General features: G+C 72.5%; 25 protein-coding genes. 11 read left to right on the top strand and 14 right to left on the bottom strand.

Annotated features, from left to right (window positions below):
• The coding region (locus ABZW11_RS44520) for a hypothetical protein (protein WP_355432017.1) at positions 1-395 on the top strand (395 nt) is incomplete at its 5' end.
• On the opposite strand, the gene ABZW11_RS44515 is transcribed toward ABZW11_RS44520, so the two are convergent.
• Complete coding sequence (locus ABZW11_RS44515; protein WP_355432014.1) at positions 361-810, bottom strand: SAM-dependent methyltransferase; 450 nt, start codon at positions 808-810, stop codon at positions 361-363. The genes ABZW11_RS44520 and ABZW11_RS44515 overlap by 35 nt on opposite strands.
• Between ABZW11_RS44515 and ABZW11_RS44510 the strand changes: the two genes are divergently transcribed.
• Positions 761-898 (top strand): hypothetical protein, encoded by a 138-nt coding sequence (locus ABZW11_RS44510; protein ID WP_355432025.1) that lies wholly within the window; start codon positions 761-763, stop codon positions 896-898. The two genes, ABZW11_RS44515 and ABZW11_RS44510, sit on opposite strands and share 50 nt — an antisense overlap.
• Here the strand turns inward: ABZW11_RS44510 and ABZW11_RS44505 are convergent.
• From ABZW11_RS44505 to ABZW11_RS44495, 3 genes are all read right to left on the bottom strand, one after another.
• Entirely contained in the window at positions 886-1,155 is a 270-nt protein-coding gene (locus ABZW11_RS44505) for a hypothetical protein (protein ID WP_355432012.1), read from the bottom strand. The two genes, ABZW11_RS44510 and ABZW11_RS44505, sit on opposite strands and share 13 nt — an antisense overlap.
• Before the next feature lie 2 nt (positions 1,156-1,157).
• The gene (locus ABZW11_RS44500; RefSeq protein WP_355432010.1) at positions 1,158-1,604 is read right to left on the bottom strand and encodes a hypothetical protein; all 447 of its coding nucleotides are present in this window, start codon (positions 1,602-1,604) and stop codon (positions 1,158-1,160) included.
• Between the two features lie 77 nt (positions 1,605-1,681).
• Positions 1,682-2,323, bottom strand: a complete 642-nt coding sequence (locus ABZW11_RS44495; protein WP_355432007.1) for a DJ-1/PfpI family protein — start codon at positions 2,321-2,323, stop codon at positions 1,682-1,684.
• 177 nt (positions 2,324-2,500) lie between these two features.
• On the opposite strand from ABZW11_RS44495, the gene ABZW11_RS44490 reads away from it, so the two are divergent.
• Positions 2,501-3,496 (top strand): helix-turn-helix domain-containing protein, encoded by a 996-nt coding sequence (locus ABZW11_RS44490; protein WP_355432004.1) that lies wholly within the window; start codon positions 2,501-2,503, stop codon positions 3,494-3,496.
• Positions 3,497-3,556: 60 nt separating this feature from the next.
• On the opposite strand, the gene ABZW11_RS44485 is transcribed toward ABZW11_RS44490, so the two are convergent.
• Positions 3,557-4,990 carry an amidohydrolase family protein gene (locus tag ABZW11_RS44485; RefSeq protein WP_355432002.1) on the bottom strand — a complete coding sequence of 478 codons (1,434 nt, stop codon included), beginning with the start codon at positions 4,988-4,990 and terminating at the stop codon, positions 3,557-3,559.
• A gap of 204 nt (positions 4,991-5,194) precedes the next feature.
• On the opposite strand from ABZW11_RS44485, the gene ABZW11_RS44480 reads away from it, so the two are divergent.
• The 5 genes from ABZW11_RS44480 to ABZW11_RS44460 are packed head-to-tail and all read left to right on the top strand — an operon-like array spanning position 5,195 to position 9,371.
• Positions 5,195-6,391: a CoA transferase gene (locus ABZW11_RS44480; RefSeq protein ID WP_355431999.1), complete on the top strand. Its 1,197-nt coding sequence runs from the start codon at positions 5,195-5,197 to the stop codon at positions 6,389-6,391.
• Positions 6,388-7,197 carry a citryl-CoA lyase gene (locus tag ABZW11_RS44475; protein WP_355431996.1) on the top strand — a complete coding sequence of 270 codons (810 nt, stop codon included), beginning with the start codon at positions 6,388-6,390 and terminating at the stop codon, positions 7,195-7,197. Before ABZW11_RS44480 ends, ABZW11_RS44475 begins: the two co-directional genes overlap by 4 nt.
• A complete protein-coding gene (locus ABZW11_RS44470) occupies positions 7,190-8,056 on the top strand; it encodes an extradiol ring-cleavage dioxygenase (RefSeq protein ID WP_355431993.1) in 867 nt (288 codons plus the stop codon). Before ABZW11_RS44475 ends, ABZW11_RS44470 begins: the two co-directional genes overlap by 8 nt.
• Positions 8,053-8,415, top strand: a complete 363-nt coding sequence (locus tag ABZW11_RS44465) for a hypothetical protein (RefSeq protein ID WP_355431990.1) — start codon at positions 8,053-8,055, stop codon at positions 8,413-8,415. Before ABZW11_RS44470 ends, ABZW11_RS44465 begins: the two co-directional genes overlap by 4 nt.
• Positions 8,415-9,371, top strand: coding sequence for a zinc-binding alcohol dehydrogenase family protein (locus tag ABZW11_RS44460; protein WP_355431988.1), 957 nt, complete (start codon positions 8,415-8,417; stop codon positions 9,369-9,371). The genes ABZW11_RS44465 and ABZW11_RS44460 overlap by 1 nt, the downstream gene beginning before the upstream one ends.
• Before the next feature lie 6 nt (positions 9,372-9,377).
• Here ABZW11_RS44460 and ABZW11_RS44455 read toward each other — a convergent pair whose 3' ends face one another.
• Together ABZW11_RS44455 and ABZW11_RS44450 are read right to left on the bottom strand one after the other, a co-directional pair.
• Positions 9,378-10,181, bottom strand: a complete 804-nt coding sequence (locus ABZW11_RS44455; protein WP_355431985.1) for an IclR family transcriptional regulator C-terminal domain-containing protein — start codon at positions 10,179-10,181, stop codon at positions 9,378-9,380.
• 164 nt (positions 10,182-10,345) lie between these two features.
• Positions 10,346-10,969 carry a helix-turn-helix domain-containing protein gene (locus ABZW11_RS44450; RefSeq protein ID WP_355431982.1) on the bottom strand — a complete coding sequence of 208 codons (624 nt, stop codon included), beginning with the start codon at positions 10,967-10,969 and terminating at the stop codon, positions 10,346-10,348.
• 91 nt (positions 10,970-11,060) lie between these two features.
• Between ABZW11_RS44450 and ABZW11_RS44445 the strand changes: the two genes are divergently transcribed.
• Both ABZW11_RS44445 and ABZW11_RS44440 read left to right on the top strand, forming a co-directional pair.
• Positions 11,061-11,777 carry an SDR family NAD(P)-dependent oxidoreductase gene (locus tag ABZW11_RS44445; RefSeq protein WP_355431979.1) on the top strand — a complete coding sequence of 239 codons (717 nt, stop codon included), beginning with the start codon at positions 11,061-11,063 and terminating at the stop codon, positions 11,775-11,777.
• An 80-nt stretch (positions 11,778-11,857) separates the two neighbouring features.
• Positions 11,858-13,888 carry a SpoIIE family protein phosphatase gene (locus ABZW11_RS44440; RefSeq protein WP_355431976.1) on the top strand — a complete coding sequence of 677 codons (2,031 nt, stop codon included), beginning with the start codon at positions 11,858-11,860 and terminating at the stop codon, positions 13,886-13,888.
• A gap of 4 nt (positions 13,889-13,892) precedes the next feature.
• Here ABZW11_RS44440 and ABZW11_RS44435 read toward each other — a convergent pair whose 3' ends face one another.
• From ABZW11_RS44435 to ABZW11_RS44405, 7 genes are all read right to left on the bottom strand, one after another.
• Complete coding sequence (locus ABZW11_RS44435) at positions 13,893-14,636, bottom strand: ABC transporter ATP-binding protein (RefSeq protein WP_355432023.1); 744 nt, start codon at positions 14,634-14,636, stop codon at positions 13,893-13,895.
• Between the two features lie 5 nt (positions 14,637-14,641).
• On the bottom strand, positions 14,642-15,448 hold the full coding sequence (locus ABZW11_RS44430) for an ABC transporter ATP-binding protein (RefSeq protein ID WP_355431974.1): 807 nt from the start codon (positions 15,446-15,448) through the stop codon (positions 14,642-14,644).
• Positions 15,445-16,242, bottom strand: a complete 798-nt coding sequence (locus tag ABZW11_RS44425; RefSeq protein ID WP_345404548.1) for an ABC transporter permease — start codon at positions 16,240-16,242, stop codon at positions 15,445-15,447. The genes ABZW11_RS44430 and ABZW11_RS44425 overlap by 4 nt, the downstream gene beginning before the upstream one ends.
• Entirely contained in the window at positions 16,239-17,198 is a 960-nt protein-coding gene (locus tag ABZW11_RS44420; protein WP_355431970.1) for an ABC transporter permease, read from the bottom strand. The genes ABZW11_RS44425 and ABZW11_RS44420 overlap by 4 nt, the downstream gene beginning before the upstream one ends.
• A complete protein-coding gene (locus ABZW11_RS44415) occupies positions 17,198-18,694 on the bottom strand; it encodes an ABC transporter substrate-binding protein (protein ID WP_355431967.1) in 1,497 nt (498 codons plus the stop codon). The genes ABZW11_RS44420 and ABZW11_RS44415 overlap by 1 nt, the downstream gene beginning before the upstream one ends.
• A 128-nt stretch (positions 18,695-18,822) precedes the next feature.
• Positions 18,823-19,632 carry an ergot alkaloid biosynthesis protein gene (locus tag ABZW11_RS44410; RefSeq protein ID WP_355432020.1) on the bottom strand — a complete coding sequence of 270 codons (810 nt, stop codon included), beginning with the start codon at positions 19,630-19,632 and terminating at the stop codon, positions 18,823-18,825.
• Positions 19,633-19,637: 5 nt separating this feature from the next.
• Positions 19,638-20,072: a nuclear transport factor 2 family protein gene (locus tag ABZW11_RS44405; protein ID WP_355431964.1), complete on the bottom strand. Its 435-nt coding sequence runs from the start codon at positions 20,070-20,072 to the stop codon at positions 19,638-19,640.
• Between the two features lie 92 nt (positions 20,073-20,164).
• On the opposite strand from ABZW11_RS44405, the gene ABZW11_RS44400 reads away from it, so the two are divergent.
• Positions 20,165-20,758 carry a TetR/AcrR family transcriptional regulator gene (locus ABZW11_RS44400; protein WP_355431962.1) on the top strand — a complete coding sequence of 198 codons (594 nt, stop codon included), beginning with the start codon at positions 20,165-20,167 and terminating at the stop codon, positions 20,756-20,758.
• Positions 20,759-20,905: the final 147 nt, after the last annotated feature.

The following is a 20,905-nucleotide window of genomic DNA, read 5'->3' as shown; positions in this document are numbered from 1 at the left end:
GCAGGCCCGCAGAGGCCGCCGTCGTCGCGCTGCTCGACGCCACAGGCGCGCCTGTCGCGGCGCTGGCCGGCATCACGTTGCAGGACCTGCGGGCGGTGACCGCCGGCGAGCCCGCCATCGTCACCGTCCCCGACGGGCGCGGCGACCTCGTCGCCTTCCCCATCCCGGCGCCGGCCAGGACCCTGCTGCGGACACTGTCGTCGTCCAGGACGCCGGGTGAGCCGCTGATCAGGCAGGAGGACGGGCACCCCGTGGACGCCCGCTGGGTCAAGGCCGCCCTCACCGAGGCCGCCCTGGCCGGCGGCATCCCCCGGCGCCGCGCCGAACTCCTCGACCCGCACATGATGCGCGCCCCCACGGTCACCGACCTCCTCCGCAACCGCCCCGCCCACTGACCTTCACGGCCCGCCGCCCCGCGACGGCGGGCCTGCGTGTCTGCCGGGCAGATGCGGGAGGGCGGGCCTGCGTGCCAGCCGGGCAGATGTCGCACGGTGTACGCGCGTCAGCCGCGCAGGCGGCCGACCGCGCCCAGGACGCCGCCCTTTCCAGGCCGGGTGCCGGGTGCGGGGCGTCGTCGCGCCAGTGCTGCACCGGCACCACTCCCGGCTCCAGCAGCTCCAGCCCGTCGAACCAGCCGCGCACGCTGTCGCGGTCGCGCCAGGCGATCGAGCCGGACACCGAGCGCCGGTAGACGTCCCGGGCCTCGTCCATCCGCTCCGGCCGCCCCTCATCCGGCTCGCCGCGCCCGGCCGTGCCGTCCGTGACGCGATGGCGGAGACCGTCGGCATCCCGCCCGACGTACGCGGGCACCGAGCCGCACAACGTGCTCGTCTCGCTGACCGAGAACGAGTCGATCGACTGGTCGTTCGGTCTCGGCGTCGCCCACTACGTGCCCTGACGCTCCGAGGGAGTTCTGGCGAGCAGTCGCAGGGCGAGCAGGCCGCCGATGCCGGGCAGCCAGGCGACGAGGGTGGCGGGGAGCCTACGGCGGGGGTCGCGGGCGGCGGCGACGACCGTGAACAGGTACGCGCACCCGTGCACCGGCCCCGCCAGCGATGAGATCGCGGGCAGGTGCACGGTGAGCAGGTTGCCCAGCAGGACGACGAGCGAGGCGAGCTCGACGGCGGCGGCGATGCGCAGGGGTCGCCGGTTCACGCTCACACCCCCGTCGTGGAGCCGGGGCGGACGATCATCAGGACGGTCACGACGGCCCAGAGCAGGTTGAAGACGCCGGTCACCATCCCGAGCCGGGCGGTCGTGCCGTCATCGACCCCGCTCAGCAGCCGCTCCTGGCCCGGCAGGACGGCCAGGGCCAGCACTCCGGCGGCGATCGCGGTGAGCCCGATCGAGACGATCAGCCAGGCGTCGGTGAGGACGCCGAGGCTGCTCGCCGTCGCGAACCCGAACACCGGGACGGCCAGGCCGAGCACGGCGTAGACGCGGCAGATGCGGTGCAGCAGCCGTACGGAGGCGACGGAGGCGGCATCCGCCCCGGCCGCGTGCGCCCGCCGCACCGCCGCAGGGAACATGGAGGCCGCAACCGTGATCGGCCCGACCGCGACGATGGCGGCCAGCACGTGCAACGACAACAACACCTTCGTCACGACCGACCCCCAGCGTCCGAGGCGCGGATCAAGGGGCAGGGAGCTGTTCGGGGTGGGGTGTGGGGCATGGGTGGGCCTTACCAAGCGGCGGTGGGGCCGGTGGGGGACCAGGCGGTGCCGCGGCGTTCGTGGGCGAACAGCGTTTCCACGGCGTGCGCGATCTGCGGGCCGATCTTGTGTTCGACCAGGTAGAGGGCCAGGTCGACGCCTGAGGTGATGCCGGCGGCCGTGACGAGGTCGCCGTCGTCCACCAGCCGGGCCCGCACCGGGCGGGCGCCGGTCGCGGCGAGGGCGTCCAGCCCCTGGTGGTTGGTGGTGGCGTGGCGGCCGGTGAGGAGGCCGGCCATGGCGAGGATGAGCGAGCCGCCGCACACGGTGGCGACCAGCGTGCCCTCCTGGTCGAGCGCCTGCTTGGCGAGGGCGGGCAGGCCGGTCTCCAGCGTACGGGCGAGCACGGCCTGCACGGTGTGCTCCCCGTCGCCGGACAGCGCGCCGGCCCCGCCCGGGATGATGACCACGTCGGCGGCGGCCGGATCGAGTGTGCCGGTGGCGCGCAGCGTGAGGGGCGGGATGCCGCTGGGCACCTCGCGGGGACCTTCGGCGGTGACCAGCTCGGCCGTGACGTCACCGCCGGCAAGGGCGGCCGCTTGCAGGACCTCGTACGGGCCGAGGGCGTCGAGCGGGTCGAACCCGTCGAACAGGACCACGTGAACGTGCATGAAGAGATGCTCCTTTCGTCGGCGGCCCACGTTAGGGCGGCGGCGGGGGAGCATCCCAGTGGCTGGATCGACAATCTCCGACGGGTTCTCGCCAACCGGTCAGCCAAGGCTGAATCCAGGCGCAGGCGGACCACCTGGGCATTCATGCGTGGCGGGATCTCGGCTACGGTGGCGGGCATGCACACGGTGGCGGTTCTCGCGACGGACCATGTGGTGGCGGCGGACCTGGGCGTGCCGATCGAGGCGTTCGGGCGGGCGCGGCTGGCCGACGGGCGCCGCCCGTACCGGGTGCTGGTGTGCGCGGCGGAGCCGCAGGTCGCGACCGACACGTTCATGATCTCCGCGCCGCACGGGCTGGAAGCGCTGCGCGAAGCCGACACGATCATGGTGCCGGGCCAGTCGGAACGGGGCACGCCACCGGGCGAGGACGTCCTGGACGCGCTGCGTGCGGCGGCACGAGACGGCACCCGCATCGCCTCCATCTGCGTGGGCGCCTTCACGCTGGCCGCGGCGGGCCTGCTCGACGGGCGAGGCGCGACCACCCACTGGCTCGCGGCCGACCGGCTGGCCCGGAGGTTCCCGCGGGTGGACGTGCGACCCGACGTGCTCTACGTCGACAACGGGCAGATCCTCACCTCGGCGGGCGCCGCCGCCGGGCTCGACCTGTGCCTGCACATGATCCGCCGCGACTTCGGCTCGGCGGTGGCCGCCGACGCGGCCCGCCTGTCGGTGATGCCGCTGGAGCGCGAGGGCGGGCAGGCGCAGTTCATCGTGCACGCGCAGCCGCCGGTGCCGCGCGGCTCACAGCTGGAGCCGGTGCTGGCGTGGATCGAGGACAACCTGGCCAGGGACGTGACGCTGGCCGACATGGCGCGGCGCGGCGGGCTGAGCGAGCGTACGTTCAGCCGCCGCTTCCGCGAGCAGACCGGCACCACGCCGCTGCAGTGGCTGCTGCGGGCCCGCGTACGGCGGGCGCAGTTCCTGCTGGAGACCACCGGCCACGGCGTGGAGCGCATCGCGGCGCAGGCCGGGTTCGGCTCGGCCACCGCGTTCAGGGAGCGGTTCAAGCGGGTGGCAGGCGTGACGCCGCAGACCTACCGCGCGTCCTTCCGCGCCGCCACGGAAAGCTCCCGCGCCGCCGCAAAAGCGCCCGCACAGCGAGCCGGCGCATAGCGAGCCTCCGTACAGCGGGCGGGCGTGCCGGCGCGGAAGGGCGCGGAAGTGCGCGGATGATCAGAGACGATGGGTGGCGTCGCTGCGGTAGTCCGTGTACGTGTACGGGTTGTCGAGCACCTCGGCGGTGGGGATGTCCGGGTTCATGCCCTGCTCCCACGCCTCCTCGCCCATCTCCCCGCGCAGATACTCGACGGTCCTGTCCACCTCGGCGCGGGCGGCGGCGAGGTCGATGCCGACCAGCCGGTGCTCGTGCTTGACCACCCGCCCGTTGACCAGCACCGTGTGCACGTCGCCGCGCTGAGCCTGGAACACCACGTGCCCGAACGGGTTGAGCAGCGGGAACGACACCGGCGATTGATCGTTCTTGATGAGCACGAGGTCGGCCTTCTTGCCCGGCTCGACGACGCCGAGGTCGTCGCGCCCGATGGCCTCGGCGCCGCCCCTGGTCGCCCACTGCGCCACCTGGTCGGCGCGGAGCGCGGCGTGCGTGACGGTCTCGCCCTTGGCGTGCGCCTCCAGGTGCTCGCGGGAGCGGTCGGCGCCGAGCGTGGTGCGCATGGCGGAGAACAGGTCGCCGCTCCACCAGACGCTGGTGTCCATCGACAGCGAGACCGGGATGCCGTGCCGGCGGATCGCCCAGGTGGGCGGGTAGCCCTGGCCGGCGCTCTGCTCGCTCTCGGTGGAGACGGAGATGGAGCCGCCGGTGGCCGCGATGCGGTGGTAGGAGTCGGCCGACAGGGAGGCGGCGTGCACGTAGACGGTGCCGGGGGTCATGAAGCCTTGCTCGTACATGAGCCTGATGCCCTCGTCGCTGGTGGCGCCCCAGACGCCGGCGTGCGTGGTGACGCTGACGCCGAGGTCGCGGGCCACCTCGAAGGCGGGCTTCTCGGGGAAGGACGGGTCGCCGAGCACGTCGAAGGCGATCTGGAAGCCGAGCAGGTCGTCGCCGGTGGCGCGGCGGCGGACGAAGTCGCGGAACTCGGGCGCGGTGGTCCACTCGGCGGGCGGCGCCTGGATGTTGCCGTACGCCAGCACGTACCGGCCGGGCACGGTCTGCAGCGCGTCGGCGGCGGCGTCGGCGTGGTCGGGGGTGCGCAGCCCGTGTGACCAGTCGACGACGGTGGTGACGCCGGCGTCGAGCGCCTCGATGGCGGCCAGGGTATTGCCCGCGTGGATGTCCTCGGGCCTGAACAGCTTGCCGTACTCCAGGTAGTACCAGACGAAGTACTGGGTCAGCGTCCAGTCGGCGCCGTAGCCGCGCATCGCGGTCTGCCACATGTGCCGGTGGGTGTCGATCATGCCGGGCATGACGATGCCCCCCGTGGCGTCGATCTCGGCGGTGCCCTCGGGCACCTCGAGCGCGGGGCCGACGGCGGTGATCTCGTCGCCGGTGACCAGCACGTCCGTCTCGGTCAGCACCCGCCTGCCGTCCATGGGCAGCACGGTGCCGCCGCGCAGCACCAGGGGCCGCCCGGCCTCGAACTCGGTCATCGTAGGAACTCCTCACGGCACGGGCACGCAGACCTCGCGAACATATGTCCGCACAACGGTCATTTGCTTTGCCGTAACTCTACGAGTGCCCCGCCTGGTGTCAAGGGCGCCCGCTGCTGTGGCCCAAGCATGCCGACGTATGTCAGAATCCCGATTGCGGACATCTGTCCGCTGAACGAACGTATCGAACGAAGGGAAGGCCGGATGACACCAGACGCCGCAACGAACGGGCCGGCGGGGGGCGGGCCGCTGTCCGGCGTCCTGGTGGCCGACTTCTCCCGGATCCTGGCCGGCCCGTACGCCACGATGCTGCTGGCCGACCTGGGCGCCGACGTCGTCAAGGTCGAGGGCCCCAAGGGCGACGACACCCGCGGCTGGATGCCGCCCACCCGGGGCGAGGTGTCCACCTACTACCTGGGCGTCAACCGGGGCAAGCGCTCGATCGCGCTCGACCTGCGCGACGAGGGCGACGCCGAGGTGGCCAGGGAGCTGGCCAGGCGCGCCGACGTGCTCATCGAGAACTTCCGCCCCGGCGGCCTGGCCAAATACGGTCTCGACTACGACGCCGTCACCTCCGCCAACCCGGGCGTCGTCTACGCCTCCATCAGCGGGTTCGGCTCCGGCAAGGGCGCCCGCGTGCCCGGCTACGACCTCATGGTGCAGGCCATCTCCGGCCTGATGAGCCTCACCGGCGAGCCCGACGGGCCGCCGTACCGGGCCGGCATCTCCGTCTTCGACGTCATGGCGGGCAACCACGCCGTCATCGGCATCCTGGCCGCGCTGCGGCACCGCGACGCCACAGGGCGCGGGCAGCACGTCGAGATCAACCTGCTGTCCTCGGCGCTGACCGGGCTGGTCAACCACAGCTCCGCGTACGTGGCGGGCGGCGAGGTGCCGTTCCGGATGGGCAACGCGCACCCGAGCGTGTTCCCGTACGAGCCGCTGCCCACCGCCGACGACGACCTGATCGTCACCGCCGCGAACGACGGCCAGTTCCGCAAGCTGTGCGAGGTGCTCGGCATCCCCGAGATCGCCGACGACCCGCGCTACGCCCGCAACGCCGACCGCACCGCCAACCGCGACGAGCTGCGCCCCGTCCTCGTCGAGCGGCTGGCCGCCAGGGGCGCCGTCGAGTGGTTCGAGCTGCTGGTCGAGGCCGGCGTGCCGAGCGGTCCTATCCAGACCATCGACGGCGGGTTCGCGATGGCCGAGCGGTTCGGGCTGGACCCGGTGGTCGAGGTCGGCGCGGGCGAGCGGGCGGTGCCGACCACCCGTAACCCCATCAGGTTCTCCCAGACGCCGGTCAGCTATACGCTGCCGCCACCGGAGCTCGACGAGCACGGCGCGGAACTGCGCAAGTGGCTCACCGGGGCGGGCGATGCAGGGGAGGAGCGGGCGTGAGCGAGCGCGACTACCCGACGGCGCTCGGAGCGTCGTCGCTGAAGACGATCACCCTGCTCGGGCAGGATCTGGCGAACGACGTCATGGGCGAGGTGGGCTTCGGCGAGCTGGCGTTCTGGCTGGCCACCCAGCGCCGCCCGTCGCCCGGCGAGGTACGCGTCTTCGAGGCGGTGCTGGCCGCGCTGGCCGACCACGGGTTCACGCCGACCGCGATCGTGACGCGGCTGACGTACCTGTCGGCGCCCGACTCCGTCCAGGGGGCGCTGGCGGCGGGGCTGCTCGGCGGCGGCTCGCGCTTCCTCGGCGTCACCGAGGACTGCGGGCGCTTCCTGAACGACGTGCTGCGCGAGCACGGCGACCCGCTGCCCGCCGACGACGCCGGCTGGGACGCCCTAGCCCTGCGCACCGTGCGGGCCCGCCGCGAGGAACGCAAGCTCATCCCCGGCCTGGGCCACCACGTGCACAAGGACGGCGACCCGCGCACGCCCAGGCTGTTCGAGATCGCCGCCGAGGAGGGCCTCTATGGCCCCCACCTGTCGCTGTTCGCCGCGATCGGCCGCGCGCACCCCCAGGTGCTCGGCCGCACCCTGCCGCTCAACGGCGCGGGGGTGTGCGGCGCCGCGCTCGCCGACCTCGGTCTGCCCCTGGAGCTGCTGCGCGCGTTCGCCCTGCTGGCCAGGACCGCGGGGCTCATCGGGCAGCTCGCCGAGGAGCTGCGCAACCCCGTCGCCAACGACATCTTCCTGTCGGTGGACCTCAACAACCGGCCCATCGACCCCGAGCCCTACGGAGGTTCGCATGGCTGAACTCGTCGCGGTCATCGCGTCGACCCACCACCCGTTCTACTACCGCGCCTCCACCTCGACGGGGGAGGACCGGCCGCCGTTCGCCGACGAGTGGGTACGCAAGGTCGAAGCCTTCCGCGAGACGTTGACGCGGGCGAATCCCGACGTCCTCGTCATGGTCGGCTCCGACCACTTCCACCAGTTCTGGCTGGACAACATGCCGCAGTTCCTGGTCGGAAAGGCACCCTTCTACGACGCGAACTTCTACAACGAGGAACGCGAGTTCGGCCTGCCCCGCATGCTCTTCCAGGGCCAGGAGGACCTGTCGGCGCACCTGCTGCGCGGCGGCATGGACATGGGCTTCGACCTCGCCTTCTCCAACGAGCTGCGGATCGACCACTCCATCACGTGCCCGATCATCACCCTGCGCCCGCAGAACGACCTGCCGATCGTGCCCGTCTACACCAACATCTTCGCCCCGCCGCTGCCGCAGCCGAAACGCTTCATCCAGCTCGGCCAGGCCATCCGCGAGCTGGTCGAGTCGTGGCCGGGCAACCAGCGGGTGGCGGTCATCGGCACCGGGCACCTGTCGCTGGAGCTGGGCGGCCCCCGCCAGTTCGGCCCGCACGGCCCAGACCCCGACTTCGACCGCAGGGCCGTCGAGTGGATCTCCACCGGCGACATCGAGGGCTGCCTGTCGGAGGTCACCCTCGACAGCCTGTGGAACCCGGGCAACGCCACCCACGGCTTCATGGACTTCATGCTGATGATGGGGGTCGCCGGGGAGGGCCGCAAGGCCGACTACGTGGACACCTACGACCTGTTCCACACCATGGAGGCGTACTTCACCTGGTACCCCAACGGAGGCGGCCGCGCATGAGCAAGTACCTGCTGAACAAGTTCCTCTTCACCGTCGATCGCGACCCCGAGCTGGTCGAGCGCTACCGCGAGCAGCCCCGCGCCACCGTCGAGTGGTGGGAGAGCGAGTACGCCAACCGCATTCTCGGCTGCCACTCCGGCGAGTCGTCCACCTGGCTGCGCTTCGACGACGTCGAACGTGAGGCGCTGGCCGGCCACGACTACCCCAAGCTGTTCGAGCTGGGCGCGCATCCGTTCCTCACCTTGACGCTGTTCATCGCGATGTTCGAGCGCGACTACAGCGAGCCGCTGGGCTTCCAGCTGGAGTACGCGCAGCGGCTCGCGCACCACCAGTTGCCGTATCCGGACATCGCCACCTGATGCGGGCCGCGCAGATCGACACGTGCGGCCGGCCGCCGCGCCCGGCCGACCGCCCCGCCCCCTCGCCGGGGGCGGGGGAACTGCTCGTGCGGGTGCTCGCCGCGCCCATCACACCGCTCGACCTGCTGTGCGCGGGCGGGGCCTCCTACTTCGGGGCGCCTGCTACGCCGTACGTCCCCGGCGTGCAGGGGGTCGGGACGGCGGACGGGCGGCTGGTGTGGTTCCCCACGCCGGCCGGGATGGCGCCGGGCGACGGGAGCATGGCTGAGCTGGCCCGCGTGCCCGCCGGAGACCTCGTCGAACTGCCCGGTGACGCCGATCCCGTCGCGGTGGCGGCGCTCGGGCTGTCGGCGGTGGCCGCGTACCGGGCACTGACCTGGCGCGGCGAGCTTGCCGCCGGGGAGCAGGTGCTGGTGCTGGGCGCGGGCGGCGTGGTCGGGCAGGCCGCCGTCCAGCTCGCCAGGGTCGCCGGCGCGCGCCGGGTCGTGGCCGCCGCCCGCTCGGCCGCGGGGCGGGAACGTGCCCGGAAGGCCGGCGCCGACGCCGTCGTCGCGCTCGGCACCGACGACGTGGCCGAGCTGGCGCAACGCCTGTCGGCCGCCTGCGACGGCCCGCTCGACCTGGTCCTCGACCCCCTCTTCGGCGCTCCGGCCGCCGCCGCTCTCCGCGTGCTCCGCCCGCACGGACGCCTGGTCAACCTGGGCGGCTCGGCCGGCGAGACCTCCCCGCTCGGCTCCTCCACGCTGCGCAGCCGCTCGCTGCGCCTGCTCGGCTACACCAACAACGAGCTGACCAGGGAACAGCGGGCCGCCGCCGTGCCGAAGGTCGCGGAGCTGGCGGCATCGGGGCGCCTCCAGGTGGACCACGAGGCGATCCCGCTGGAGGACGTCGCCACGGCGTGGGAACGCCAGAGCGCCGGCACGACCTCCGGCCGTCTGGTCCTCACCCCACCGTGACGGGCCTCAGGAGGTCGTCGTGGCGTGGGGGACGCCTTCGTAGGCGGCCCAGTCGGCGCTGATCGCGCCCGCCGTCTTGAGGAGCAACGGCAGGTGCTCTTCGGCGAGGCGCTCGACCGAGGTCTCGGCGGCGTGGGCGTTGACGTTGAGGGCGGCGATCACGTTGCCGAGCCCGTCGCGCAGCGGCGCCGCCACGCTGCGGATGCCGAGCGCCAGCTCCTCGTCGGTCAGCGCCCAGCCCTTGGCCCTGACCTCGCGCAGCGCGGCGTCCCGCTCGGCCACGCCGGGACGCCAGCGCGGCTCGACGCCGGACCGGCTGGGCTCGGCCAGCACCCGATCGACCTCCTCGGGCGGCAGCGCGGCCAGCAGCACCTTGCCGAGCGACGTCTGCAGCGCGGGGAAGCGGGTGCCGATCTGCACCGACAGGGTGACGATCTTGGGGACGGCGACGCGGGCGACGTACACGATGTCGGAGCCGTCGAGCTGGGCGATGGAGCAGGACTCGCGCGTCTGCTCCACCAGCCGCTCCATGTGCGGCCTTGCCACCTCCCACAGCCCCATCGACCGCACGTAGGAGACGCCCAGCTCCAGCACGCGCGGCGTCAGCGCGTAGCCGCGCGGCTCGCTGCGGGCGTAGCCGAGCTCCTGCAGGGTGAGCAGGATGCGGCGGGCGGTGGGCCTGGCGAGCCCGGCGGCGGTGGCCACCTCGGTCAGCGACATGACCGGCCGGCCCGGCTGGAACACCCTGATGACGTCGAGACCGCGTGCGAGCGCCTCGATGAAGTCGGGGCCGATGTCAGCACGTGCCATGGAAACGCCTCCCTGCGTCGGGGTCCCGCAGGACCCGACTCTCAACCGTCGCGGCCGTATGTCCGCACAGCGGCGGCCGGGTGAGCATAACGGTGCCCACGCCAGCCGCGCTGACAGGGTCCAGCGTACGGGGGAAGTGACGTCGGCGTTGCCAAGCGGTCGTTCTACGGACGGTTGTCCGTCACAACGGAGGGCGCTCCGGGCAGCAGCGGATGGGCGGCCTCGGCGCGCAGCCCGTCGAGGAAGAAGGACAGCACGCGCCGCCAGGTGCCCGGCGCGCTGTCCATCGTCTCGCGGATGACCTGCGACATCGCCCAGATCAGGGTGACCAGGTCGGCCATGGTGAAGTCGGCGCGCAGCCGCCCGGCCTCCTGGGCCCGCGCGATGATCCGCTCGGCGTCGAGAGAGCCCTGGCGGCACGCCTGGCTCACGTCGGTGGCCAGCGTGAACCCCTGGGTCAGCGCGTCGTTGAGCATCTGGTCCTGCGACTGCAGGGTGAACAGCCCCTCCAGGAACACCACGAACCCGTCCCACGGGTCGGGCTCGGCCATGGCGTCGGCGGAGATGCGCTCGAGCGCGGCCAGCTGCTGCGGCAGGACCTCCGCCAGCAGCGCCTCGCGGGTCGGGAAGTGGTTGTAGAGGGTGCCGATGCTGACGCCGGCGCGGCGGGCGATGTGTTCGAGGGGAGCGTCGATGCCGCGGTCGGCGAAGATCTCGGTGGCCGCGACCAGGAGCTTGTCGCGGTTGCGCGCGGCATCAGACCGCAGCGGCTTGGGTCCGGCTGCCATGTCCCCCATCATACGAAAGTGAGCGAACCCTCAAGTTTCGTGATACGGTCAGCCCAACTTGAGGAACACCTCAACTTATTCTGGAGGAACCGTGCGCAAGACCGCCGTCGTCATCGGAGCCGGCCCCGGCCTCGGCATGTCCATGGCCCACCGCTTCGGCAGGGAGGGTCATGCCGTCGGCCTGATCTCCCGCTCACCCGACCGCCACCCCGCCTACGTCGCCGCCCTCGCCGAAGCGGGCGTCGAGGCCGCCGCCTTCGCCGCCGACGTGTACGACCGCGAGCGCGTCCTGGCGGCCCTGGACGAGATCACCGCCAGGTTCGGCCCGATCGACCTGCTCTACTACGGCCCCGGCGCCACCGACGTCAGCCGGGTGCCGGAGCCGATCACCGAGACCACCTCCGACGACGTCAGGCAGGCGATGGCCATCGCGTACGCGGCCGTCGACGTCACCGGTCACGTGCTGCCCGGCATGGTGGAAAGGGGCGAGGGCGGGCTGCTGTACGCCGGCGGGCTCAGCGCCGTCCTGCCCATGCCGCCGCTCGGCGCGCTGGCGCCGGCCGCCGCGGCGCTGCGCACGTACGCGCTGACGCTCAACGCCGCCCTCGCCGCGCAGGGCGTCTACGCCGGCAGCCTGACGATCGGCGGGGTGGTCGAGCGCGGCGACATCCACCGGCAGATCGCCGCCGCCCCTGAGCGCTTCGGCGGCCTGAGCGGTCACACCCTCGACCCGGACGTCATCGCCGGGGTGGCCTGGGAGCTGTTCACGAAACGGGACCGCGCGGAAGAGACCTTCAACGCCCTCTGATGGAGGGGCGAAAAGGGCGTTCCGCGCGGTCCCGACACGGGTAGGCATGAGGGCAGATGTGGCCATCGGGGGAGGTCACGATGGGGGATGAGTGTGATCGCGAAACCAGCGGGCTGTCGTTCGAGGTGCTGGACCCGGCACCCGTCGGCGTGGCGGTGACGCGAGGGGCGAATCATCAGCTCGTCTACACCAACGTCACGTATCGGGCGCAGTTCGGCGACCGCCCGATCGGCTCGCCGCTGCCTGAGTTGTTCGCCGACGACTACCGGCAGCACTACCGCGAGCTGTTCGACCAGGTCTACGCCACCGGCGAGCCGGTCGTGCTCACCGCCGCGCCGGCCAGCACCGACGAGGAGGACCGGTTCTTCACCTCCAGTCTGTCGCGGCTGTCCTACGGGGCGGGAGAGCGCGGCGTGCTGGTGGTCACGATGGAGGTCACCGACCAGATCACGGTCGCCCAGCAGGTGCAGGCCCTCGCCAACGAGCGCAGCCACATCCTGCGCCGCTACCAGAGCCTCATGCAGGTCAGCGCGCAGATCTTCTGGGTCGCCGGGCCCACCGGGGACGTCATCGAGCACAGCGCGAGCTGGGAGCGCGTGACGGGACAGCCCTGGGAGGACTACCAGGGGCGCGGCTGGCTCAAGATGGTGCACCCCGACGACCGCGAGGCCACGGTGGCGTCCTGGGAGAACACCGTCGCCACGATGGAGCTGTGGGAGCACGCCTACCGGCTGCACACCGCCGACGGCTCCTACCGGCACTTCGAGGTCAAAGGTGTGCCCATCAAGGAGCACGGCAGGCTGGTCGAGTGGGTGGGCACCTGTGCCGACGTCGAGCAGCAGTGGCAGGAGCAGCGGGCCCAGCAGCTGCTCGACCGCGCCGCCGCGGCCACGGCCGACCTGACCAACCTGGAGGAGATGCTCGGGGCGGTCGCCGCCGTCATCGTGCCGGAGATCGCCGACGGCTGCGGGGTGCACCTCGTCACCGACCTCACCGGCGAGCAGCACGGCGGGGCGCCGTTCGTGGTCGAGCGGGTCGCCACAGCCGCCCGGCCGGGGCTGCACCGGCTGCCGCCGTACAGCGAGGAGCGGTTGCCGCCGGACAACGCGCTCGTGCAGGCGGCGCGGCGGCGCCGCCCGCTGTCGAGGAGGTTCCCGCCCGGCTGCCCGCCGCCCGGCCTGGCGCCGTCCTGGTCACAGCAGTGGATGGTGGCGAACAAGGCCAACAGCCTGCTCGTGCTGCCCGTCGTGGTGGACGGCGTGGTCCCGGCCGTCGTGACGCTGATGACCTGCGGCGACCGCCCGCCGATCAGCCGGACGGACGCCGCGCTGCTGAGCCGCATGTTCGACCACGCGCACGACGCGCTCAGCAGCGCCATCCGCTTCCAGCGCACCCAGCAGATCGCGCTGGCCCTGCAGCACAGCCTGCTGGCCGCGCCGCCGAGGCTGGCCGGCCTGCGCTTCGAGGCCCGCTACCGGGCCAGCCCGGCCGCGGCCGAGATCGGCGGCGACTGGTACGACTCGTTCATCCTCCCGGACGGCGTCCCCGTCATGGCCATCGGCGACGTCGCCGGCCACGACCTCGGCGCCGCCGTCACCATGAGCCAGCTCCGCAACATGCTGCGGGCCCTCGCCATGGACCGGTGCGAGCCGCCGGGGGAGATCCTCACCCGGCTCAACATCGCCATGGGCTCGCTCTCGTACGAGGTGACGGCCACCTGCGCGCTGGCCAGGATCGAGGAGTACGGCGGCCGCCACCAGCTCAACTACGCGGTCGCCGGCCACCCGCCGCCGCTGCTCGTCACCGAGGACGGCATCGGCCGCTTCCTGGAGAGCTGCGTCAACCCGCTGCTCGGCATCCCCAACGAGGACGGCTGCCGCTCCACGGTCGAGCCGCTGCCGCCCGGCTCCACGGTGCTCTTCTACACCGACGGCCTCATCGAGCGGCCCGGCGAGAACCTCGACGACGGGCTCGAACGGCTGCGCCGCCTGGCCGGCTCGCTCGCCCGCTGCCCCGTGGAACGCTTCTGTGACCAGGTGCTCAGCGGCCTGCCGACGACCGGGCTCGACGACATCGCGGTCATCGCGCTGCGCCTGCCGCCCGACCGCTGAGGCGTCAGTACCTGCTCAGTCTCGGCACGCTCTCGACCAGCCGCCGCGTGTACGGATGCGACGGCGCGCCCAGCACGTCCGAGGCGGCGCCGCGTTCGGCGATCGAGCCCTTCTCGATGACCGCGATCTCCTGGCACAGCGCGGCCACCACCGCCAGGTCGTGCGAGACCATCACGACCGTCAGGTCCCGGCCGGCGCTGAGCTGTTTCAGCAGCTCCACCACCCGCACCCGGGTCGACACGTCCAGCGCGCTGACCGGCTCGTCGGCCAGCAGCACCCGGGGCTCGCACACGATGGCCCTGGCGATCGCGACGCGCTGCCGCTGCCCGCCGGAGAACTCGTGCGGGTACCGCTCGGCCGCGTCGGCGGGCAGGCCGACGGCCCGCAGCGCCTCCGTCACCCGGTCGCCGATCTCGTCGCGCGGGCAGGCGCGCAGCGCCCGCAGCGGCTCCGAGACGATCCTGCGCACGCGCTGGCGGGGGTCCAGCGACGAGTACGGATCCTGGAACACCGGCTGCACGGCACGCCGGAACTCCCGGTCCCGCGTGGACGTCACCGGCCTGCCGTCGAACAGCACCTGCCCCGACGTGGGTCTGGCCAGGCCGAGCAGCAGCCGCAGCAGCGTCGTCTTGCCCGCGCCTGACTCGCCGACGATCGCCAGGTTGCGCCCGCGCGTCACCTCCAGCGACACCTCCGACAGCACCGCCGCTCCGCCCCGGTAGGCGTAGCCGACGTCCCGCGCCTCCATGATCGTCACGGCGCCATCCGATCCAGCTCAGCCTCCAGCTCCCTGGCGCTGTCCACCAGGGATCGGGTGTAGGGGTGGCCCGGTTCGCGCACGATGTCCCGCGTCCTTCCCGACTCCACCGCGGAGCCCTCCTTCAGCACGATCAGCCGGTCCGCGACGCCCGCGACCACCGCCAGGTCGTGCCCGATGAACAGCAGCGCCATGTCCCTGGCCGCGATCAGCCGGTCCAGCAGCGCCAGCACCTCGGCCTGCACGGTGACGTCCAGCGCCGTGGTCGGCTCGTCGGCGATCAGCAGTGCCGGCTCGCAGGCCAGCGCCATCGCGATCGCCGCCCGCTGCCGCTGCCCGCCGGAGATCTCGTGCGGGTACGCCCGCGCGACCCGCTCGGGCAGGGCCACCTCCTCCAGCGCGGCCAGCACCGCCGAGCGCAGCGCGGCGCCGCGCAGCCCGCGCCGCCGCCGGATCGGCCCGGCCACCTGCCTGCCGACGCGCATCAGCGGGTCGAGCGCGGTCAGCGGCTCCTGGAAGACGACGGCCGCCGCCTGGCCGCGCAGCCGGTCGAGCCGCCGGTCGAGCCGCCTTTCGGGCGCGCCGACGACCTGCGTGCCCGCCAGCAGCACGCTGCCGTGCGCGGTCAGGCCGGGCGGCAGCAGGCCGAGCACGGCCAGCGCGGTCAGCGACTTGCCCGAGCCGGACTCGCCGATCAGGCCGAGCCGCTCGCCGGGCGCGAGGGTGAACGACAGGTCGTGGATCAGCTCGTGGCCGTCGGGGCGGCGTACGGACAGTTGCTCCACCGCCAGCAGCTCGCTCATCGGGACCTCCCTCCGCCCAGGTCGCGCAGCCCGTCGGCGAGCAGGTTCGCGCCGATGACCAGCACCACCAGCAGCACGCCTGGCGCGATCGCGCCGACCGGCGCCGTCAGCACCGTGGCCTGCGCCTCCTGCAGCAGCCGGCCCCATGAGGCGTTCGGCGGAGGCGGGCCGAGCCCCAGGTACGACAGCGACGCCTCGGCCAGCACCGCCAGGCCGAGCTGGAGGGCCAGGTTCACCAGGAGCGTCGGCCAGATGTTCGGCAGCACGTGCTCCGCGATCACCCGCGGCCACGAGCTGCCCGAGGTGCGCGCGGCGGTGATGTAGTCCTGCGAGAGCACCCGCTTGACCAGCACCCGCGTCAGCCGGGCCACCACCGCCGACATGGCGAGGCCGATGGCCAGGATCGCCGAGCCGAGCGACGCCTCGCGCACCGCCACCACCAGCATGGCCAGCAGCAGCGTCGGGAAGGCGATGAGGGCGTCGAGCACCGCGGCCAGCGCGTCGTCCAGCCAGCGGGTGGCGAACCCGGCCGCCAGGCCCGCCGCCACGCCGAGCAGCCCGCCCAGCAGCACCGACCCGGCGCCGGCCGCCAGCGCGATGCGGGCGCCGATCATCAGCTGGGTCAGCAGGTCACGGCCCAGCTTGTCGGTGCCGAGCAGGTGATCGCCGCCCGGTGGGGCCAGCCGCCCGCCCGAGGTGTCGGCCGGATCGTACGGCAGCCACACCAGCGACACCGCCGCCACGACCACCACCAGGCCGACGAGCACGCAGCCCGTCAGGAACGACTTCCTCATGAGCGCCCCAGCCTGGTCCGCAGCCGGGGATCGACCAGCCGCTGCACCACGTCGGCGGCGAAGCCGATCACCAGCACCGTGAGCGTGCTGACCGCCAGCACGCCCTGGATCACCGGATAGTCGTGCTCGGCGATGCCCTTGACCAGCATCGTGCCGAGCCCGGGCAGCGCGAACACGCTCTCCACCACCACCGCGCCCAGGAACGTCGTCGCCAGCTCGATGCCCAGGATCGAGATGACCGGCACGGCCGCGTTGCGCAGCCCGTGCCGCCACATCGCGCCGCCGAACGACTCGCCCATGGCCCGCGCGGTGCGCAGGTAGTCGGCGGTCAGCACGTCGAGCGTGGCCGCGCGGACGTACCGGATCAGCGACGCCGACATGACCAGCGCGATCGTGACGACCGGCAGCGCGAGCGAGGTCAGCGCGCGGCCCGGCTCCGCCCAGTCCTGGCGCGGAAAGCCGCCGGCCGGCAGCAGCCGCAGCTTCAGCGCGAACACCGTCACCAGCAGCATCCCGATCCAGAACACCGGCACCGCGATGCCGAGCTGCGAGAAGCCGCTGAGCAGCGCGCCGTACCAGCGGTCCGCTTTGTGCGCGGCCACGAACCCGACCGGCAGCGCCACCACCACCGCCAGCGCGAACGCCAGCAGCGTCAGCGGCACCGTGACCGCCAGCCGGGCCGAGATCTCCTCGCCCACCGGCAGCTTGCTGATGTAGGAGGTGCCGAGGTCGAGCCGGGCGAGGTCGCCCAGCCAGGCCGCGTACTGCTGCGCCAGCGGCAGGTCGGAGCCGGTTTCGCGGCGCGCCGCCGCGATCTGCTCGGGCGTCGCGCCCATCGGTAGCAGCGCGTTGGCCGGGTCGCCCGGCAGCAACCGCAGCAGCACGAACAGCAGCGACGCCGCCAGCAGCAGCGAGGCCAGCAGGAACGCGGTACGGCGCAGCAGGTAGCGCCCCATCAGCCCTTCTTGATCCCGTAGGCGTAGAACTGCGAGTTGAGCCCGTTGACCGGGTAGCCCGACAGGCCGGAGGCGGCCACCACGATCTGCGGGTACAGGTAGAGCCAGTCGCTGGCGGCGTCCTCGGCGATCTTCCTGTTGGCCTTCTTCAGCAGCTCCGTCTGCTCAGCCTCGCTCGGCGCCTGCTCGGCCTCGTCGATCCACTTCGTGACCTGCTCATCGTCATAACCCCAGTAGAAGTCGGGGTTGCCGTACCAGACCACGTCGCGGTCGTTGACGTGCTCCTGGAGGGTGGCGGCGAAGTCGTGGTTCTTGTAGACCTTCGTGTACCACTCGTCGGCGGTGATGACGTTGATGTCCACGGTGACACCGACCTTGGCCAGCTCGCTCTTGATGAACGTGGCGGCCGTCGGGTGGGGGTCGTAGTTGGGCGTGTCCAGGGTGAAGCGGAAGCCCTTGGGGTAACCGGCCGCGGCCAGCTCACGCTTGGCGGCCTCGACGTCGTAGGTGTCGAGCGAGGTCAGGTCCTCGTACCAGGGATCGGTGGGCGGCACCATCGAGCCGATCGGCGTGCCGTGCCCGGCCCACACCGACTCCAGCAGCTTGGCGTCGTCGACGGCCGCCGCGACGGCCCTGCGCACCTGCGGCTTGTCGAACGGCGCCTTGCGGTCGTTGAACGCGAGCAGCAGCTTCGTGGTCGACTTGCCCTCGCTGACCTTGTAGTCCGGGTTGTTGTCGAACTGCGAGAGCGCGTCCGGGCTCTGCTGGCTGGTCACCACGTCCACGGCGCCGGTCAGCAGCGCGTTGTTGAGCGCGGACGCGTCGGTGAAGTAGTGGAAGACCACGCCGCCGTTGGCCGGCTTGGCGCCCCAGTAGCCGGGGAAGGGCTCCAGGCTGAGCGTCGAGCCGCGCTTCCACGCCCCCAGCTTGTACGGCCCCGTGCCGTCGGCCGTGGTCGCCCTGTCCTTGGCGTCGGCGTTGACCACCCACACGTAGCTCAGGTTGTAGACCAGTGAGATCGAGCGGTGCTTCAGCGTCACCACGACCGTGCCGTCGTCGGGCGCCTCGACCGACTTGATGACCTCCAGGTTGCCCTTGCGCGCCGACTGGGAGTCCTCGGCCGTCACGCGCTCGATGCCGGCCTTCACGTCGGCCGCGGTCAGCGCCTTGCCCGAGTGGAACGTCACGCCCTTGCGCAGCTTGAAGGTGTAGGTCAGGCCGTCGTCCGAGACCGTGTGGCTCTCGGCCAGCAGCGGCTCCACCTTGCCCGCGTCGGTCAGCCGGAACAGGCCCTCGTAGACGTTGCCGTTGAACGCCTCCGTGATGCCCTGGCCGCCGCCGGCGGTATTGTCGAGGTTCTGCGGCTCGTAGAGGGAACCGATCTCGATCGTGGCCGGCTGGGCCGGGCCGCTGGGCGAGGCGTCCTCCGGGCCGGAGCCGCACGCGGCGAGTGCGAGGGCCAGTGCGACCGCGACGCCGGCGAACTTCCTGTTCAACGTAAACTCCACCATTGCTTACCAATTTAGTAGGTTTACGAAATATACCGCCTTGTCGGGTTTGATGGGGCCGCGGGTCACCGAGCGGGGCTCGCCCGGCGGCCGGCTGTCCGTTCGCGCGCTCGAGTTCAGCGGAGCTCGCTGACCGCCCACTCGCGGAAGGTGCGCGGCGGGCGGCCGGTGACGCGTCCGACCGTGTCCGTCACCCGGTCCTCGGTGCCCATGCCGATGTCGGCGTCCAGGGCGGCGAGCAGGGCGGCGAACTCCCCGGGCATCCCGTGGGCGGCGAAGTGCGCGGCGAGCTCGTCCGGCGTGACCGGGCGGTGGCGCAGCGGGCCGGCGCCCAGCTCGGTGAGCAGCGCGGCCACCTCGTCATACGTGAGCGTCTCCGGGCCGGTCAGCACGTGGTCGGTGTCGTGCGGCACCGGATCCGTCAGGGCGTGCCCGGCGACCGCCGCGATGTCGCCCGCGTCCACGAACGCCACCCGGCCGCCGCCCGTCGCGGAGATCAGCTCGCCGTCGCGGCGGCGCAGCGCGACGGCCTCGCCGGTGAAGTTCTGCATGAACCACGACGGGCGCAGCACCGTCCACTCCGGCATCACCGTACGGACCAGGTCGTACAGCGCCGCCGCCCCCGGCGTCCGCTCCGGCCGCGCCGACGTGCCGAGCAGCACCACGCGGCGCACCCCCTGGCGTAGGGCCTCGTGCAGGAACGGCTCCACCAGCGGCACCGGCTCGGTCACCCCGATCGGCGGCAGCACATAGGCGGCCCGCACCCCGGCCAGCGCCGGGGCGTGGGTCTCCGGCGCCGCCCAGCCGAAGCGCACGAACCCCGGCAGATCGCCCTTACGGCTCGCCGGCCGGACCGGCACCCCGCGCTCGCACAGAAAGGCCGTCACCCGCGAGCCTGTCGTCCCTGTCGCGCCGATCACCAGCACCTCGCTCAAGCGGCACCGCCCGCGAACGCGCCCGTGAACGACTCGAGCCCGCCCAGCGCCTCGGCGGCCTGCAACGGGTTCCAGTAGTCGCGGTAGTGCTGGATCTCGCCGTCCCGCACGGTGACGATCGCCACATAATCCATCCGGTACGGCTTCCCGCTGCGTGGCACGATCCCGGCCACCTCCAGCTCCACGACCACCACCTCCGGGTCCTCGGTCCGGTGGATCACCTTCCTGGCAACCTCCCGGATGTCGTAGATGTCCGGGTAGCCGCGCAGGTACTCCCGGATCGCCGCACGCCCCTCCACCCTGGGCGGATACCCGGCGGGCGCGAACGGGAACTCGATCACCCCGTCCTCGGCCCACAACCCCGCGAACCCCGCCATGTCCTTGGCCAGCAGCAGCTCGACGCCGTGCTCGATCAGCTCAGTGGCTTGCACAGTTCTCCTCCTTGGTCAGGACGATACGGTACCGTCCCGTCGTAAACCATAGACGAGACGGTACCGTCCCGTCCAATCGCTAGACTGCACCCATGAGCCGCCGCACTCCCACCGGCGCAGCCGTGCTGCAGCCCCAGGTCACCGAGGCCATCACCGAAGCCGTGCTGGACGAGCTGGCCGAGAACGGCTACGCCCGGCTGTCGATGGAGGCGGTCGCCAAACGGGCCGGCGTCGGCAAGAGCGCGCTCTATCGCCGCTGGCCGTCCAAGCAGGAGATGGCGATGGGGGTGATCCGCGCGTACAGCATCGCCATGATCAGCGTGCCCGACACCGGCACGCTCCGTGGTGACCTGCGCGCCTCGCTCGGCGTCCTCACCCAGTGGCTGACCCACCCGCGCTTCGCGCGCATCCTGCCCGACCTGGTGGCCGAGATGGCGCGCGACCCCGAGCTGGGCGAGGTCGTGGGGCTCCTGGCCGGCGAGCCGAAGCGGGAACGCACGGCGGAGATCTTCCGGCGCGCCGTCGAGCGCGGCGAGCTGCCCCGCGACACCGACATCGACCTGGCGCTCGACCTGATCGCCGCCCCCGTCTACTGGCGGCTCGCCGTCCGCGCCGCCGAGCCGGGGCCCACCTACCTCGACGATCTCACCGACGTGCTGCTGCGCGCGCTGTCCGCGACCTCCTGAGTCTCGGATCGATCATCCGAATCGAGCGGCTATCCGGTTGTAGGGTGGGGGACATGTTGCGTCCTGGAAGCTGGTCCAGGCCTGCGGGTGAAAGTCCCGTCCGGGTAAGCATCGGAGCGCCCGGTAGCAGGCCCCGGCTCGTCATGG

This window comes from Nonomuraea sp. NPDC004580 (assembly GCF_040609855.1).
GTDB lineage: Bacteria > Actinomycetota > Actinomycetes > Streptosporangiales > Streptosporangiaceae > Nonomuraea > Nonomuraea salmonea.
The sequence above is the reverse complement of the archived record's forward strand: the minus strand, read 5'-3'. Positions and strand labels throughout refer to the sequence as shown.